Source organism: Mycolicibacterium palauense (assembly GCF_002592005.1).
In the GTDB taxonomy this organism is placed as follows: Bacteria; Actinomycetota; Actinomycetes; order Mycobacteriales; family Mycobacteriaceae; genus Mycobacterium; species Mycobacterium palauense.
This window is the reverse complement of the sequence record NZ_NVQF01000070.1, coordinates 1-16,291: the sequence shown is the minus strand read 5'-3', so window position 1 is coordinate 16,291 and position 16,291 is coordinate 1. Positions and strand designations below refer to the sequence as shown.

Here is a 16,291-nt window from a genome sequence, read left to right as displayed (position 1 = left end):
GTCTCACCGGTTGGTCAGCACGGACTCGAGTGTCGCCGACGGCGGATTGTCCGGGTAGGCCGGCAGCATCCCGTCGGCGACCATCATCTTGATCCAGTCGTTCATGTGTGTGGCGTCCTCGTCGGTCCACGAGTTGGTGTAGCAGGGCAGGCTCTGGCAGTAGGTCACCAACCGGTCGAGCTCGGCGTCGGATTCGGCATCCAGGAAGGACTTGTACGGCTCCTCCTTGAAGGTCTCGTAATTCGCGTCGACCATCGACTGCATCGCCTCACTGAAGGCGGCGACGACGTTGTGGGCAAGATCGGGGTTCTCGGTCAGCCAGTCCACGTTCGACCACAGCATGGCCAGTGGTGGGGCCCAGCCCGACTTGTCCTTCCAGTACTTGGTCACTTCGAGCACCCGGGTGCCGTCGGTCATCTGAACCGCGCGGTCGCCGAACGGTTCGAAATCGAAGATCGCGTCGACCTCGCCCTTCTGCAGCAGCGCGGGCAGGGCCTCCGGGGAGGACTGCACCAGGGTGAGGTCCTTCTGGACGTCGATGTCGCAGCAGTCCTTGAGTGTCAACGTGAGTGCCTGGGTGGTGCCCGAGTCGTTGCCGAAGTGCCCCACGCGCTTTCCGCGCAGGTCTTCGGGTTCGGTGATGCCGCTGGCCTTGCTCGCCACCACGGAAGCGGTCTGCGACATCAGCGGATAGTAGGCGACAGTGTCGTGGCCTTCGTCGTTGGCGATCGCGGCCGAGACGGCGTCGCCCGGACCCAGCTGCACGTCGCCGCGCAGGAAGGGCGTGGTGCCGCCCGACGGGTCGCCCTCGGTGTACTCGAAGTCGAAACCGTGTTTCTCGTCCAGCTTTTCGTTCTTGACGAACAGCGCGGTGACCCCGAACGGGTCGGGGACGACTCCGTCCATCTTGACCACCGGAAGGCTCGTCGCGCTGTCGTCGTCGGTGCTGCTGCCGGATCCGCAGGCGGTGGCGCCGATCAGCAGGGGGATGGCCAGAAGCGCGATCCCGACCCGGGTGTTGCGGATGCTGTGGTGCATGGTTGGTGCCTTTCGGGTGTGTGGCGGGTGGTCGGTGATCGGGTGCTCAGCTGGCGGCGGTGGCCAGCCCGCGCAGCGGGGTGCCCTGGTAGATCCAGTCGAGCCTGGTGTCGACGTTGCGGGCCTCGGCGCGCATCCGCTGGTCGCGCTCGCGCTGACGGTCGCCGTCGGGCAGATGGAACACGCCGCGGTTGGCGATCGCGGCCAGCTGCACGGTGCGGGCCCGCTCGGCGCGCCGCTCGACATAGCCGGCCAGTGCCGCGCCGGCGCCGATCGGGTCGACATCGGCGAGCTCCTCGGCCAGCACCGCCGCGTCCTCGATCGCCTGGGAGGCGCCCTGCGATACGTAGGGGACCATCGAGTGGGAGGCGTCGCCGAGCAGCGTGATGTTCCCGCGGTTCCAGCAGGAGAACGGCTCCTGGTGTTTCATCGCCCACAACGAGATGGGTCCGGTCGCCTTGCTCATCAGGGCGAGGACCCGCTCGTCCCAGCCCTGATAGGCGGCCATCAGCTCGTCGTGGCCGGCTGGTCTTCGCCAGTCCCGGGACAGTTCCTCGGTGATGGGACCGATGCCGACCACGTTGACCAGCCGGGCCCGGCGCACCGGGTAGACGACCAGGTGGCCGTGGGGCCCGAACCAGACGTTGCCGGCCTGCCAGTCGACCAGGAACCGCGTCGCCGGGTCGCGGCGCACCGCCTCGCCGTCGACCAGGGTGCGAAAGGCCATGTCGCCGCTGTCGAGGACGTCGACAGGGGCCCCGATGTGGGCGCGGACCATGGACCGGATCCCGTCGGCCCCCACGATGACGTCGGCGGGGACGTGCGTGCCGTCGGCGAGGATCACGGTGGGACGAAGCGGGTCGGATTCGTCGATGTCCACCGCGGTGCTGGCGGTGCGCACCACCGCCGGCGGGCCGGGGAAGCCGGGCCCGACGGCGGCGCTGAGCAGGGCCTGGTGCAGGTCGGCGCGGTGGACCTGGAGGTAGGGCGCGCCATAACGTGCGGTGGCGCTGGCGCCCAGGGTGGTCTTGGCGATGATCGAGCCGTCGTTCCACCGCCGGTTCACCGTTTCCTGCACCTCGAGGGAGACCTCGTCCATGGCCTCGCGCAGCCCGAGCAGATAGAGCACCCGGGTGGCGTTCGGGCCGATCTGCAGGCCGGCCCCGACCTCGCCGAGTTCGGGTGCCTGTTCCAGGATGGTGGTGGCGATTCCCTGGCGGCGTAGCGCGGCGGCGGCGGCCAGCCCGCCGATTCCCGCGCCACAGATCACGACGTCGAGGTCAGGCACGTGTTCTCTCCTTCGGCTTCGTCGGCCGCGCGGTCCACCCGCTCGGCAATGAGGTCGGTCAGGTAGGGGATCCGATCGCGGGAGCGGTCGACCTCGGCGAGGTCGGCCGCCGCGATTGCGGTGCCCTCGCGCCAGGCCAGTCCGGCCAGCACGTCACCGTCGGGCGACACGATCCGGCTGTGGCCGGCGAAGGCGGCGCCGCCGGGATTGGTGCCGGTGAGGCCCGCGGCGGCGACGAAGCAGCCGTTCTCCAGTGCCCGCGACCGGGTCAGCAGCTCCCAGGCGTAGAGGCGTTGGCGTCCGAACGCCGCCGGGATGGCGATGATGTCGGCGCCGCGAAGCGCGAGGTCACGCACGACCTCGGGGAAGCCGGCTTCGTAGCAGATCGCGACACCGACCGCGCCACAAGGGGTTTCGGCCAGTGCCCCCGGCTCGATCCGACGGGTGAAGGATTCCCGCTCCAGCCCCCACAGGAACCGCTTGGACGACGAGGCCAGCACCCCATCGGGTCCGATCAGCACCGCCAGGTCGATCATGGAGCCGTCCTCGGTGCGGGTCAACAGCGCCGTCGCGAGCACCACGTCGTGCTGACGCGCCCAGCCGGTGAGTTCGGCCGTATGCCGCCCGGCGGAATCGCTGACGGTGCCCAGATCCATGTCGAGGTCGTAGCCGGATACGAAGAGCTCGGGAAGCACGACCACGCCGGCGCCCAGTTCGGCGAGCCGGGCGACATGGCGCTGGGCGGCTGCCAGGTTCTCGTCGGGCTTGCCCGGCGCGGCAACCATCTGCACCACTCCCAACTTGGCCACCTCAGTCACGGGTCGTCACCACCTCGGGGGCCGCGGGCTGGGGCAGCGCCGCGAGTCGGTCGGCGAACCACGGGCCCGCCAGCCGGCCCAACGGCTGCAGAACGTCGTTGTCCACCCGCAGGCCGTCGTCGAGGACACCGTCGGCCGAATGCGCCCACAGCACCGTCCCGAAGACGACGGTGTCGGTGCCGATCCGCACCTCCTCGCGGAGGCGGCATTCCAGGGCCAGCCGCGCCTCGGCCACCCGGGGCGGCCGCACCGTGATCGAGGGCGCCGTGGTCAGGGCGGCCAGGTGGAACTCGTCGACGTCGGCCGCCACGGCCGCACTCGTGGCGGAGACGGCGTCCAGGTGTTCCATGGAGGCGACGTTGACGACGAACTCGCCGGTGGTGCGCACGTTGTGCAGGGTGTCCTTGACCGCCCCGGCGCCGTGCTGACCGATGGAGACGAGCACCGTGGCGGGGTTCCGCGAGGCGACGGTGAAGAAGCTGAACGGCGCGAGATTGGCCGTGCCGTCGGGTGCGACGGTGGACAGCCACGCGATCGGTCGCGGTTGTACGGCCCCGACGAGCAGCTTGTACGCCTTGTCGGGTTCCAGCCGCGCTACGTCGATCTCTCGCGTCACCAAGATTGACAGCCTCCTTCGCTACCTTCGTGACCGTGTGCAATTGCTTGCGCAAGCGGTTGCAAGAATGCTCGCCGAGGAGGTTGGGTCCGTCAACACGAGGCCGCCTCGGTAACGGAGTGTTAACCGGTCGCTGTCGCCGGTGTTACACGCCGGAACCCGCTGGATCGGCGGATGTGCGCTACCGCCGCGTCGCGCCGGCCGCCTCAATCACCGGACGGATCAAGAGGATTGGCGCGGGTTCGGGGCCTTCCGGGCGGGATTGGATACCCTGCAGCGATGACCCGGCAGAGGATCCTGATCACCGGCGCGAGCTCGGGGCTGGGCGCCGGGATGGCGCGGGCCTTCGCGGCCCGGGGGCGCGACCTGGCGCTGTGCGCGCGCCGGACCGACCGGCTCGAGGAGCTCAAGACCGAACTCACCCGGCGTTATCCGGGAATCACCGTCGCCGTGGCCGCGCTGGACGTCACCGACCACGAACGGGTGCCCACGGTCTTCGCCGAGCTGTCCGGGGAGTTGGGCGGCATCGACCGCGTCATCGTCAACGCCGGGATCGGCAAGGGGGCGCCGCTGGGCTCGGGCCGGCTGTGGGCCAACAAGGCCACCATCGAGACCAACCTGGTCGCGGCGCTGGTGCAGATCGAGACGGCGCTGCAGATGTTCACCCAGTCCGGCTCCGGTCATCTGGTCCTGGTCGCCTCGGTCGCCGGCAACCGCGGAGTCCCCGGGGTCAAGGCGGCCTACGCGGCCAGCAAGGCGGGCGTCATCTCGCTGGGGCAGTCACTGCGGGCCGAATACCGCACCGGGCCGATCAGGGTCACGGTGCTGCAGCCGGGCTACATCGCCTCGGAGATGACCGCCAAGGCCGAGTCCACGATGCTGATGGTCGACACCGACACCGGGGTCCGCGCGATGGTGGCCGCGATCGAACGCGAACGGGGCAGCGCGATCGTCCCGGCGTGGCCGTGGATACCGCTGGTCCTCCTGATGCGGGTGGTGCCGACGCGGTGGGCCGGGCTGTTCGCCTAACCCCCGTGGCCGGCTACCGGGTGCGGCCCCGCTCGACGCGGTAGCGGCGCACCAGCTCGTCGGTCGAGCTGTCGGACTGCTCGGGCGGCGGGCCGTCACCGGTGAGCACCGGCAGCAGCGCCTTGGCCTGGGTCTTGCCCAGCTCCACCCCCCACTGGTCGAACGAGTCGATGCCCCACACCACGCCCTCGGTGAACACCTGGTGCTCGTAGAGCGCGATCAACTGGCCCACCACCGACGGGGTCAGCCGGGTCGCCAGGATCGACGTCGAGGGCCGGTTGCCCGGCATCACCTTGTGCGGCACCACGTCGGCCGGGGTGCCCTCGGCGGCGATCTCCTCGGCGGTCTTGCCGAACGCCAGCACCTGGGTCTGGGCGAAGAAGTTGCTCATCAACAGGTCGTGCATGCTGCCGGTGCCGTCGGCGGTGGGCAGGTCGTCGGTCGGCTGGGAGAAGCCGATGAAATCGGCGGGCACCAGCCGGGTGCCCTGGTGCAGCAGCTGATAGAAGGCGTGCTGGCCGTTGGTGCCCGGCTCACCCCAGAAGATCTCACCGGTGTCGGTGGTCACCGGGCTGCCGTCGCGGCGCACCGACTTGCCGTTGGACTCCATGGTCAGCTGCTGCAGATAGGCCGCGAAGCGGGACAGGTCGTTGGAGTAGGGCAGCACCGCCCGCGACTGCGCACCGAAGAAATCGGAGTACCACAGCCCGATCAGGCCCAGCAGCGCCGGCGCGTTGGCCTCCAGTGGCGCGGTCCGGAAATGCTCGTCGACGATGTGGAAGCCGGACAGGAAGTCGGCGAACGCCTCCCGCCCGATGACGGCCATCACCGACAGCCCGATCGCCGAGTCCACCGAGTAGCGCCCGCCGACCCAGTCCCAGAAGCCGAACATGTTGTCGGTGTTGATGCCGAACTCGTCCACCAGCCGCTTGTTCGTCGAGACCGCCACGAAGTGCTTCGCGACCGCGGCGTCGCCGAGCGCCTCGACCAGCCAGCGCCGCGCGGCCGTCGCGTTGGTCAGGGTCTCCAGGGTGGAGAAGGTCTTGGAGGCGACGATGAACAGCGTGGTCGCCGGGTCCAGCCCGGCCAGCTTGGCCACCAGGTCGGCGGGGTCGACGTTGGAGACGAAGCGCGCCGAGATCCCGGCGTCAGCGTAGTGGCGCAACGCGTCGTAAACCATCACCGGGCCCAGGTCCGAGCCGCCGATGCCGATGTTGACCACGGTCTTGATGCGCTCGCCGGTGGCCCCGGTCCACTCCCCGGACCGCAACCGGTCGGTGAAATCGCCCATCTTGTCGAGCACCTCGTGGACATCGGTCACGACGTCCTGGCCGTCGACGGTCAGCGCGGCGTCGCGGGGCAGCCGCAGCGCGGTGTGCAGCACCGCGCGGTCCTCGGAGGTGTTGATGTGCTCGCCGGCGAACATCGCGGCGCGGCGCTCGGGCAGCCCGGCGGCCTCGGCCAGGTCGATCAGCAGTTTCAGCGTCTCCCGGGTGACCCGGTGCTTGCTGTAGTCGATGTAGAGATCGCCGACGGTCAGCGTCAGCTCGCGGCCCCGGCCGGGGTCCTCGTCGAAGAACTCACGCAGGTGTCTGGCACCGATCCGGTCGTGATGGCGTTCCAGTGCGTTCCAGGCGGGCGTCTTTGCGATATCGGGAATCTGGGTGGCGTCACCGGTCATTCCTCGACCCTAATCGCGAGGCGGGTGCGCTGCGCCCAACGAAGGTGTAAATGATGGATGTATGGACACCGCCAAGCTCTTGTCATCCGTGCCCACCGGGTTGTGGATCGGGGGCGAGGAGCGCGCCGGATCCTCGACCTTCGATGTGCTCAACCCTGCGAACGACGAGGTGATCGTCAGCGTCGCCGACGCGACTCCCGAGGACGGCCTCGCCGCACTCGACGCGGCCGCCGCCGTCCAGGAGGAGTGGGCCGCCACCCCGCCCCGCCAGCGCGGCGAGATCCTGCGCTCGGTGTTCGAGACGATCACCGCGCGCGCCGACGACGTCGCCACCCTGATGACCCTGGAGATGGGCAAGGTGTTGCCCGAGAGCATGGGTGAGGTGCGCTACGGCGTCGAGTTCTTCCGGTGGTTCGCCGAAGAGGCGGTGCGCATCGACGGCCGCTACACCCGCAGCCCGGCCGGAACCGGGCGGATCCTGGTCACCAAGGCGGCGGTCGGGCCCTGCTACGCCATCACGCCGTGGAACTTCCCGCTGGCCATGGGCACCCGCAAGATCGGGCCCGCGCTGGCCGCCGGCTGCACCATGATCGTCAAACCGGCCCAGGAGACGCCGCTGACGATGCTGCTGCTGGCCAAGCTGATCGGCGATGCGGGCCTGCCCAAGGGGGTGCTGTCCGTGCTGCCGACGTCGGCGCCCGGGGAGCTGACGACCGCGCTGATCGACGACGGCCGGCTGCGCAAGCTGACCTTCACCGGGTCCACCGGGGTGGGCAAGGCGCTGGTCAAGCAGTCCTCGGACAAGCTGCTGCGCACCTCGATGGAACTGGGCGGCAACGCCCCGTTCGTGGTGTTCGACGACGCCGACGTCGACGCCGCGGTCGAGGGGGCCGTGCTGGCCAAGATGCGCAACGGCGGTGAGGCCTGCACGGCCGCCAACCGGTTCCACGTCGCCAACGCCGTCCGCGAGGAGTTCACCGAGAAGCTGGTCAAGCGCATGAGCGAGTACACCCTGGGCGACGGCCTGGACGACTCGTCGATGCTGGGCCCGCTGATCAACCCGAAACAGGTGGCCACGGTGGAGGACCTGGTCTCCGACGCGGTGTCGCGCGGGGCCACCGTCGCCGTCGGCGGGGTGGCCCCCGAGGGCGCCGGGAACTTCTACCCGGCCACGGTGCTGGCCGACGTGCCCGCCGACGCCCGCATCCTCAAGGAGGAGGTCTTCGGGCCGGTCGCCCCGATCACCGGGTTCGACACCGAGGAGGAGGGCGTCCGGGCCGCCAACGACACCGAGTACGGGTTGGCCGCCTACATCTACACCCGGTCACTGGACCGGGCGCTGCGGGTGGCCGAGTCCGTCCAGTCGGGCATGGTCGGGATCAACCGGGGTGTGATCTCGGACCCGGCGGCACCGTTCGGCGGCGTCAAGGAGTCCGGCTTCGGCCGGGAAGGCGGCTCGGAGGGCATCGAGGAGTACCTCGACACCAAGTACATCGCCCTCACAAACTGACGATTTCGGTGCAGCTGGTCCCGTCTGGCGGGACCAGCTGCACCGAAATCGCGCGGGATCAGTGGCCGAGGCGGCCGCGGCCCAGGCGCAGCAGCAGCATGGCCAGCTCGCGGCCCTCGGGCCCCAGCTCGCTGTAGCGCTCGATCACCTTCATCTCCCGGCTGTGCACCAGACGGGTGCCGCCGGAGGCCATCCGGATCTTGCCGATGATCTGCGAGACCTCGGTGCGGCGCCGAACCGCGGCGAGGATCTCGGCATCGAGGCGGTCGATCTCCAGGCGGAGGTCGTCGATGTCGGGAAGCTCGCCGGACTCCGAGGGTTCTGAGGACGGGGCGGTCATCTCCACGCTCATGGGGCTTTCCTCTGCATTCTCACTGTTGGTGGGTTCTGGTCTCATCCGGTTCGGGCCTCACACAACAGAGGAGCCCCGGATCCGGATGCGGACCGCGGGGCTCGTTGGAAGCAGCTAGACCACGGGCACCGCTGGCCGGTACCCGTAAAAAAATCGATGCTGCGCCGCAAGCACGAATCGAGTGTGCCACCAAGGATCGTCCCAGCGCAAAGCGTGTCGCCCCGCGGCGGTAGGTTTAGGGGCGATATGACGTCGTACCCCATGTCCTCCCCGGTAGCCGCGAGCGGCACCGACGAACTCCTGGAAGGCCTCAACCCGCAGCAACGCCAGGCGGTACTGCACGAGGGCTCGCCGCTGCTGATCGTGGCGGGCGCGGGCTCGGGCAAGACGGCGGTGCTGACCCGCCGCATCGCCTATCTGCTGGCCGCCCGGGACGTCGGTGTCGGTCAGGTGCTGGCCATCACCTTCACCAACAAGGCCGCCGCCGAGATGCGGGAGCGGGTGGTCTCGCTGGTGGGCCCGCGCGCGCGGGCGATGTGGGTGTCGACGTTCCACTCCACCTGCGTGCGGATCCTGCGCAACCAGGCCTCCCTGGTGCCGGGCCTGAACTCCAACTTCTCCATCTACGACGCCGACGATTCGCGCCGGCTGTTGATGATGATCGCCAAGGACATGGGCCTGGACGTCAAGCGGTACTCGCCGCGGCTGCTGGCCAACGCCATCTCCAACCTGAAGAACGAGCTGATCGACCCCGACCAGGCCCTGGCCAACCTGGAGCGCGCCGACGGGCCGGCCGACGATCTGGCCGGCACGGTGGCTTCGGTCTACGGCGAGTACCAGCGGCGGATGCGGGCCGCCAACGCGCTGGACTTCGATGACCTCATCGGCGAGACGGTGGGGGTCCTGCAGGCCTTTCCGCAGATCGCGCAGTACTACCGACGGCGGTTCCGGCACATCCTGGTCGACGAGTACCAGGACACCAACCACGCCCAGTACGTGCTGGTGCGCGAGCTGGTCGGGGTCTCGGCGCCCGACACCGACGCGGTGCCGCCGGCGGAGCTGTGCGTGGTGGGCGACGCCGACCAGTCGATCTACGCCTTCCGCGGGGCGACCATCCGCAACATCGAGGACTTCGAGCGCGACTTCCCCGACGCCACCACGATCCTGCTCGAACAGAACTACCGTTCCACCCAGACCATTCTCAACGCCGCCAACGCGGTCATCGCACGCAATTCGGGGCGCCGGGAGAAGCGGCTGTGGACCGACGCCGGCGAGGGCGAGCTGATCGTCGGCTACGTCGCCGACAACGAGCACGACGAGGCCCGTTTCGTGGCCGAGGAGATCGACACCCTCGTCGGCAGCCCGGAGGCGGGCTCGGGCACCGGGGGTGCGCTGTCCTACAACGACATCGCGGTGTTCTACCGGACCAACAACTCCTCCCGTGCGCTGGAGGAGGTCTTCATCCGGGCCGGGATCCCCTACAAGGTCGTGGGCGGCGTGCGCTTCTACGAACGCAAGGAGATCCGCGACATCGTGGCCTACCTGCGGGTGCTTGACAACCCCGGGGACGCGGTGAGCATGCGGCGGATCCTGAACACCCCGCGCCGCGGGATCGGGGACCGGGCCGAGGCCTGCGTGGCGGTCTACGCCGAGAACACCGGAACGGGATTCAACGACGCGCTGCAGGCCGCCGCCGAGGGCAACGTCCCGATGCTCAACACCCGCGCGCAGAAGGCGATCGCGGGATTCACCGCGCTGCTCGACGAGCTGCGCGGTGCACTGGAGTCCTCCTTCGGGGAGCTGGGCGACGTGGTGGAAGCGGTGCTCGAGCGCACCGGCTACCGCCGCGAGCTGGAATCCTCCAGCGATCCCCAGGACCTGGCGCGCCTGGACAACCTCAACGAACTCGTCAGCGTGGCACACGAATTCAGCACCGATCGGCTCAACGCCGCGGCCCTGACCGACGACGAGGGCGGGGAGGCCGGCGAGCAGGCGGACGAGGACATCCCCGAAACCGGTGTGTTGGCCGAATTCCTGGAACGGGTGTCACTGGTCGCCGACACCGACGACATCCCCGAACACGGCGCCGGTGTGGTGACGATGATGACGCTGCACACCGCCAAGGGCCTGGAGTTCCCCGTCGTGTTCGTCACGGGCTGGGAGGACGGGATGTTCCCGCACATGCGCGCGCTGGGCGACCCCACCGAGCTCTCCGAGGAGCGCCGGCTGGCCTACGTGGGCATCACCCGGGCCCGGCAGCGGCTCTACGTCAGCCGCGCCAAGGTCCGGTCCTCGTGGGGGCAACCGATGCTCAATCCGGAGTCGCGCTTCCTGCGCGAGATCCCCGAGGAACTCATCGACTGGCGGCGCCTGGAGCCCGCCCCGTCGGTGAGTGCGCCGAGCCGGATGTCCTCGGGCGGCGGGTACGGCTCGCCGCGGCCGTCACCGGCCCGGACCGCCGCGGCCCGCAACCGGCCGTTGCTGGTGCTGCAGGCGGGCGACCGCGTGACCCACGACAAGTACGGGCTCGGGCGCGTCGAGGAGGTGTCGGGCGTCGGTGAGTCGGCGATGTCGCTGATCGACTTCGGTAGCGCGGGCCGGGTCAAGCTGATGCATAACCACGCACCGGTGACCAAGCTGTAGCGAGCTCCACCCCGGGCTCCGACACACCCGCCCGGTGGCAACGCGGGCCCGGGTCAGGACCCGGGGCGGCGTCACCGAGGTCTGGGCCGTGGCGGATCCGTGTCGGGTGCCTGCGTGTCGGCCATCCGGCGCATCTCGTCGAGGACCCTGGTGGCCACCTGGGCGGCAAGCCACAACGCCACTCGGTCATCCTGCGAAAGGCCGTCGACGAGGTGGCCGATGCGTCGTTGGCGTACCTCGACCCGGGTCTCCCACAGTCGCCTGCCCGCGTCGCCGACCATGACCAGGGACGCCCGGGCGTCGTCGGGGTCGCTCCAGCGTTCCAGTAGCCCCTGGCGTTCCATTCGTTGTACCAGTTGGGTCATGCCCGACTGGCTGGCCCCCTCGGCGTCGGCGAGCGCGGTCAGCCGCATCGGCCCCTCGCGGTTGAGCCGGTTGAGCACCAGTGACGCACGGGCGCTGAGTGTTTCCCGGTCAACCAGGAATCGCCAGAACAGGTCCGTCCCGACTTCGATCATCGCGCCCACGGCAGCGGCGGCGTCCGCGGTGGCTGTTTCGTCCACGGCCAATTTATATCACTAGCATGATGCGATGTCAGTCGCAATTCGTCGGCGGGTCGCGGCTGTCTGAGGTTGCGATGCTTCAGAAAGCGCAATTACGAGACACTTTCAAGCTGCCAACTTGCTGTGAATACGGCCCAAAGCAGTTCTTCTCGTTGGAGAAGCATTGTGTATGCGATGTATGTTCCGGTCGTGACCCCGAGAAGCCGGCCGCCGCGGGCGAGTGAGCCTTCGATCGGCAGGAGGCTCCTCGCGCGAAGCTGGCTTCCGCTGATCTCGGTCGTCGCGGTGGTCCTGGGCGCTCTGTTCATGTGGAATGTTCATCAGGCCTCCGCGCCGGGCCCGGTCCTCGCTGTCAACGGACCCCAGGCACCCGAGGAGTTCGTTCCCAAGCAACTCACCTACGAACTGGACGGCGCCCTCGGGGGACGTGGACTGCTCTCCTACATCGACATCTCCGGGCATCCGCACACGGTGAATCTGACGTCGTTGCCGTGGTCGCACACCGAGACAACCACGCTCACCGTCGTTTCCGGCAGCATCTCGGCGCAGGTGCACGGCGACAGCGTGCGCTGCCGGATGCTTGTCAACGGCGTCGTCCGCGACGAACAGTCGGCGTCGCGGCAGGATGCCGACGTCACGTGCCGAGTGAAATCCGCGTGAGCGCTCACCGGGCGAAGCGCCCGTTCTTCGCCGGCGCCGTGCGCGTTCTCGCGATTCCGATCATCGTCTTCTGGGGTCTGGTCGCGGTCACGACCAACACCTTCATTCCCAAGGTCGAGGATGTCGCCGCCGAACTTGCGGGGCCCATGATTCCGACGTATGCGCCGTCGCAGGTGGCGATGCTCCGGATCGGCGAGAAGTTCCACGAGTCGACCTCCACCAGCCTGACCATGGTGGTCCTGGAGGCCGACCGGCCGCTCAACCAAGGGGACCACCAGTACTACGACGATCTGATGCGGCGTCTGAAACAGGACACCCGGCACGTGCAGTACGTGATGGACCTGTGGGGTAAGCCCATTACTGCGGCCGGTGCGCAGAGCGTCGACGGCAAGGCCGCATTCGTGCTGTTGCGCCTGGCCGGCGACATCGGACAGATCCAGGCCAACCAGTCCGTCGACGCCGTTCGCGACATAGTCCACAACGACACTCCGCCGTCCGGGCTCAAGGTGTACGTCAGCGGCGCGGCGCCGCTGGCCTCGGACACGCTGAGCATCGCCAACTCGAGCCTGAACAACATCACGATCGTCACGATCTTCTTGATCATCGCGATGCTGCTGCTCGTCTACCGCTCTCCGAGCACCCTGCTGGTGCCCCTGGCCAGCGTCCTGTTCGAGATGCTCATCGCCAAGGGGGTCGTGTCCACGCTCGGGCATTACGGGCTGATTCCGTTGTCGTCGTTCGCGGTGAACATGGTCGTCTCGCTGACTCTGGGTGCCGGAACGGACTACGGCATCTTCCTGTTGGGGCGCTACCAGGAGGCCCGTCAGGCAGGAGAGAGCCGGGAGGATGCCTACTTCACCGCCTACCGGGGCGTGTCACCCATCATCATCGGCTCGGGGCTGACCATCGCGGGTGCCGGCTTCTGCCTGAGCTTCGCGCGGCTGGACTACTTCCACACCATGGGGCCGGCGGTGGCCATCGCCATGCTGTTGACCATCTCGGCGGCACTGACGCTCGGTCCGGCCATCCTGACCGTCGGGAGCCTGTTCGGCCTCTTCGACCCGAAGCGGGCGATCAACGGACATCTGTACCGGCGCATCGCGGCCAGTGTGGTGCGGTGGCCGGTGCCGATCCTCGCGGCGAGCTGCGCGGTCGTCATGATGGGGGCGGTCTTCGTGCCGACCTACCGGGTGAGCTACGACGACCGCGCCTACCAGCCCAGCGACGCCCCCGCCAACCAGGGATTTGCCGCCTCGGATCGGCACTTCCCGCAGAGCAAGCTGTTCAGTGAAATGCTGATGGTCGAATCCGACCACGATATGCGAAACTCCGCAGACTTCATCTCGCTGGACCGGGTGGCCAAGGCGCTCATGCGCCTGCCCGGTGTCGCCATGGTGCAGAGCATCACCAGACCGCTGGGCCGGCCGTTGGACCATGCGAACATTCCGTACCTGTTCACCACCCAGGGCAGCGGCAGCGGCCAGCAGCTGCCGTTCAATCAGCAACAGAACGCCGACACCGATGAGCAGGCGCAACTCCAGACGGAGTCCGTTGCCGTGCTGGCGAAAACGATCGACCTGACGCAGAAGATGGCGGACGAGCTCCACTCGACGGTGCTCACCATGGAAAACCTCCAACAGGTCACCGACGACATCAACTCCAACATCTCGAATCTTGATGATTTCCTGCGGCCGCTGAGGAACTATTTCTATTGGGAGCCGCACTGTTTCGACGTGCCCGTGTGCTGGTCATTCCGGTCGCTGTTCGACGGGCTCGACGGAATAGACGCCCTGGACGCCCAGATCGTCGACGCCGTCACCGATCTCGAGGCTGTCGACCGCCTTCTGCCGCAACTGATCGCCCAGCTGAAGATGATGCTGGACAACACCCAGGCGCTGCGGGCGGTGATCGTGAACTCGTACGGACCCGCACACCTGCAGTCCACGCAAACCGACCAGACGTTCGACGACATGATCAACGTGGGCAACGACTTCGACAAGTCGCGCAGCGACGACTTCTTCTACATGCCGCGCGAGGCCTTCGACAATGAAGACGTCAAAACCGGTATGCAGCTGATGATGTCGCCGGACGGCAAGGCGGCCCGCTTCATTGTCACCCACGAGGGCAACGCCATGGGGCCCGAGGGTGTCGAGCACGTCGAGGCATTCCCCGAAGCCATCAAGATAGCGCTGAAGGAGACGTCGCTGGCCGGCGCGCGGATCTATATCGGTGGCGCCGGCTCCAACAACAAGGACATCAAGACCTACGCCGCGTCCGACCTCCTCACCGTGGCGATTGCCGCCTTCGTGCTGATCTTCCTGATCATGTTGTTCCTGACGCGAAGCCTTATGGCCGCCTTGGTTATTCCAGGTACGGTCGCTTTCTCCTTCGCAGGTGCCTTCGGCCTCTCGGTGCTCCTGTGGCAACATCTGATCGGACTCAACCTGCACTGGCTGGTTTTACCGATCACCTTCATCATCCTGGTCGCGGTGGGATCGGACTACAACCTGCTGCTGATCGCCCGGGTGAAGGAGGAGGTGGGGGCCGGACTGAACACCGGCCTGATCCGCGCGCTGGGAAGCACCGGTGGCGTCGTGACCTCGGCGGGTCTGGTCTTCGCATTCACCATGCTCGCGATGCTCGCGAGCGATCTGCGGACGATCGGCCAGGTGGGCTCCACCGTGTGCATCGGCCTGCTACTGGACACGCTGGTCGTGCGTTCGTTCATCGTGCCGTGTCTGCTCCGCATCCTCGGCCCGTGGTTCTGGTGGCCGACCCTGGTGAGGTCCCGGCCCTTGCGCACGGCGGCGGATTTCGGGGTGAAGGTGTGAGCGAACCCGGCGGAGGGATGCCATGAGCATATGGGCGGTTCTGACGATCGTCGCGTTGATCCTGGTCGCGGTATTCGCGACGCTGGCCTCTGTGTTTGTGGCGAAGCTGGTTCGCCGACCGACGCTACCGGGCAGCGATGCCGTCGATGCGATCCCCGCGATCCTGCAGAAGCTGCGAAAACGGGAGCCGTTGTCGGATGCCGAATTGGCCGTCGCACGGCAGGCGCTGTCTGACCGGGGGGCGTTCATGGCGCTGTGTATCCCCGCGACGATCTTCAGCATCGGGTGCTTCTACGTCTTCGGCAGCCTCGAGCACTTGCACGGAGCCACTCCGTCGGAACGAACCTTTCTCGGGGTCATCCCGATGTTCACGTCCACCAATCTGGCTGTTCGAATGCTCAGGAGCGCGAGCCTGCGCCGGCGCCTACCCGAATACGACGGAACGTCGGCGGAACGCACGCCGGCGTGAGCGCCGGCGGCGGGTGTACGGCGCGGAGTCCGCAGCGGTATCGACGCGGTCAGGAAGTCCACCTGCGCGTCGAGGGGTGCAGCGCCAGCCCGGCGCTGGCCACCGGCAGCACCGGGAGCAGATAGACGATCCACGGCAGCCGGGCGCCGGCGATGAACACCCCGCCGTAGGCCAGCAGCGCGACCACCGCCCCCACCGCGATGAGCCAGCGTCCCAGCGGACGCCGCAACAACACCAGCACGATGCCCGCCATGGTGGCGACGGCGAACACCAGCGCCAGAAACCCGACGGCCAGGCAGAACAACCGATCGGTGTTCCACCATCCGGTGATCAGATCGGTGGCGATCACCGAGGTGGCCCAGCCACTGAGCATGGCCACCACGCAGGCGGCCACGGCGGTTCGTGAGCTCCGCTGCGGCCTCGGGCCGGTGCCGGGCACGCGGGTCGGCTTGGCGCGTGGGAGCAGCCCGGTCGCGCTTTCGTCGCCGGCCGGGCCGGCTGGGCCGGCGGGTGGATTCGGGCCGGCCGGGCCGGCGGGGGAGATCAGTCCGGTCGCGGTGTCGTCGGCCGGTGGCGGCGGGGCCGCCGGTGCCCTGCGGATGATGCTGGTGCGGGTGTCGTCCGCGCCGGGGGCGGCGCCGGCCGGATCGGGTCCCGGGGCGGATGGCGGATCGGACGCCGGGGCGGATGCCGGATCGGATGCCCGATCGGATGCCCGATCGGATGAGGTGGGGCTGCGCCGGATGATGCGCGTCGGCTCACCGGAAGGGGGGTCGGGGGGAGAGGTCACCAG

At 68.4% G+C, this 16,291-nt stretch carries 14 protein-coding genes; 6 read left to right on the top strand and 8 right to left on the bottom strand.

What is annotated here, in order from left to right; translation table 11 throughout:
- Positions 1 to 3: 3 nt before the first annotated feature.
- Genes CSR00_RS22480 through CSR00_RS22465 form a run of 4 tightly spaced genes read right to left on the bottom strand, consistent with a single transcriptional unit; the run spans position 4 to position 3,760 of the window.
- On the bottom strand, positions 4 to 1,038 hold the full coding sequence (locus tag CSR00_RS22480; protein ID WP_099024639.1) for an ABC transporter substrate-binding protein: 1,035 nt from the start codon (positions 1,036 to 1,038) through the stop codon (positions 4 to 6).
- Between the two features lie 46 nt (positions 1,039 to 1,084).
- Positions 1,085 to 2,326, bottom strand: coding sequence for an FAD-dependent monooxygenase (locus CSR00_RS22475; RefSeq protein WP_099024638.1), 1,242 nt, complete (start codon positions 2,324 to 2,326; stop codon positions 1,085 to 1,087).
- Positions 2,305 to 3,144: a carbon-nitrogen hydrolase family protein gene (locus CSR00_RS22470; RefSeq protein ID WP_141564437.1), complete on the bottom strand. Its 840-nt coding sequence runs from the start codon at positions 3,142 to 3,144 to the stop codon at positions 2,305 to 2,307. Before CSR00_RS22470 ends, CSR00_RS22475 begins: the two co-directional genes overlap by 22 nt.
- Complete coding sequence (locus CSR00_RS22465; RefSeq protein WP_245906410.1) at positions 3,137 to 3,760, bottom strand: flavin reductase family protein; 624 nt, start codon at positions 3,758 to 3,760, stop codon at positions 3,137 to 3,139. The genes CSR00_RS22470 and CSR00_RS22465 overlap by 8 nt, the downstream gene beginning before the upstream one ends.
- Before the next feature lie 279 nt (positions 3,761 to 4,039).
- On the opposite strand from CSR00_RS22465, the gene CSR00_RS22460 reads away from it, so the two are divergent.
- Positions 4,040 to 4,789 carry an SDR family oxidoreductase gene (locus CSR00_RS22460; RefSeq protein ID WP_099024635.1) on the top strand — a complete coding sequence of 250 codons (750 nt, stop codon included), beginning with the start codon at positions 4,040 to 4,042 and terminating at the stop codon, positions 4,787 to 4,789.
- A gap of 13 nt (positions 4,790 to 4,802) precedes the next feature.
- On the opposite strand, the gene pgi is transcribed toward CSR00_RS22460, so the two are convergent.
- Positions 4,803 to 6,470 carry a glucose-6-phosphate isomerase gene (pgi, locus tag CSR00_RS22455; RefSeq protein ID WP_099024634.1) on the bottom strand — a complete coding sequence of 556 codons (1,668 nt, stop codon included), beginning with the start codon at positions 6,468 to 6,470 and terminating at the stop codon, positions 4,803 to 4,805.
- A 61-nt stretch (positions 6,471 to 6,531) separates the two neighbouring features.
- Here pgi and CSR00_RS22450 point away from each other — a divergent pair, with 61 nt between their 5' ends.
- Positions 6,532 to 7,980 (top strand): NAD-dependent succinate-semialdehyde dehydrogenase, encoded by a 1,449-nt coding sequence (locus tag CSR00_RS22450; protein WP_099024633.1) that lies wholly within the window; start codon positions 6,532 to 6,534, stop codon positions 7,978 to 7,980.
- Between the two features lie 58 nt (positions 7,981 to 8,038).
- Here CSR00_RS22450 and CSR00_RS22445 read toward each other — a convergent pair whose 3' ends face one another.
- Positions 8,039 to 8,377: a chorismate mutase gene (locus CSR00_RS22445; RefSeq protein WP_099024632.1), complete on the bottom strand. Its 339-nt coding sequence runs from the start codon at positions 8,375 to 8,377 to the stop codon at positions 8,039 to 8,041.
- 201 nt (positions 8,378 to 8,578) lie between these two features.
- Here CSR00_RS22445 and CSR00_RS22435 point away from each other — a divergent pair, with 201 nt between their 5' ends.
- Positions 8,579 to 10,975, top strand: coding sequence for a UvrD-helicase domain-containing protein (locus CSR00_RS22435; protein ID WP_099024631.1), 2,397 nt, complete (start codon positions 8,579 to 8,581; stop codon positions 10,973 to 10,975).
- Between the two features lie 71 nt (positions 10,976 to 11,046).
- On the opposite strand, the gene CSR00_RS22430 is transcribed toward CSR00_RS22435, so the two are convergent.
- A complete protein-coding gene (locus CSR00_RS22430) occupies positions 11,047 to 11,538 on the bottom strand; it encodes a MarR family winged helix-turn-helix transcriptional regulator (RefSeq protein WP_245906404.1) in 492 nt (163 codons plus the stop codon).
- A 189-nt stretch (positions 11,539 to 11,727) separates the two neighbouring features.
- On the opposite strand from CSR00_RS22430, the gene CSR00_RS22425 reads away from it, so the two are divergent.
- The 3 genes from CSR00_RS22425 to CSR00_RS22415 are packed head-to-tail and all read left to right on the top strand — an operon-like array spanning position 11,728 to position 15,498.
- Entirely contained in the window at positions 11,728 to 12,198 is a 471-nt protein-coding gene (locus CSR00_RS22425) for an MmpS family transport accessory protein (RefSeq protein ID WP_245906401.1), read from the top strand.
- Positions 12,195 to 15,029 carry an MMPL/RND family transporter gene (locus CSR00_RS22420; protein ID WP_245906400.1) on the top strand — a complete coding sequence of 945 codons (2,835 nt, stop codon included), beginning with the start codon at positions 12,195 to 12,197 and terminating at the stop codon, positions 15,027 to 15,029. The genes CSR00_RS22425 and CSR00_RS22420 overlap by 4 nt, the downstream gene beginning before the upstream one ends.
- A 22-nt stretch (positions 15,030 to 15,051) precedes the next feature.
- Positions 15,052 to 15,498 (top strand): hypothetical protein, encoded by a 447-nt coding sequence (locus tag CSR00_RS22415; protein ID WP_099024628.1) that lies wholly within the window; start codon positions 15,052 to 15,054, stop codon positions 15,496 to 15,498.
- Between the two features lie 49 nt (positions 15,499 to 15,547).
- On the opposite strand, the gene CSR00_RS22410 is transcribed toward CSR00_RS22415, so the two are convergent.
- Entirely contained in the window at positions 15,548 to 16,243 is a 696-nt protein-coding gene (locus CSR00_RS22410) for a hypothetical protein (RefSeq protein WP_099024654.1), read from the bottom strand.
- Between the last annotated feature and the right edge of the window lie 48 nt (positions 16,244 to 16,291).

Coding starts and splice junctions, on each gene's coding strand:
- CSR00_RS22480 (WP_099024639.1), bottom strand. CDS start 1,038: ATGCACCACAGCATCCGCAACACCCGGGTCGGGATCGCGCTTCTGGCC.
- CSR00_RS22460 (WP_099024635.1), top strand. CDS start 4,040: ATGACCCGGCAGAGGATCCTGATCACCGGCGCGAGCTCGGGGCTGGGC.
- pgi (WP_099024634.1), bottom strand. CDS start 6,470: ATGACCGGTGACGCCACCCAGATTCCCGATATCGCAAAGACGCCCGCC.
- CSR00_RS22450 (WP_099024633.1), top strand. CDS start 6,532: ATGGACACCGCCAAGCTCTTGTCATCCGTGCCCACCGGGTTGTGGATC.
- CSR00_RS22445 (WP_099024632.1), bottom strand. CDS start 8,377: ATGAGACCAGAACCCACCAACAGTGAGAATGCAGAGGAAAGCCCCATG.
- CSR00_RS22435 (WP_099024631.1), top strand. CDS start 8,579: ATGACGTCGTACCCCATGTCCTCCCCGGTAGCCGCGAGCGGCACCGAC.
- CSR00_RS22415 (WP_099024628.1), top strand. CDS start 15,052: ATGAGCATATGGGCGGTTCTGACGATCGTCGCGTTGATCCTGGTCGCG.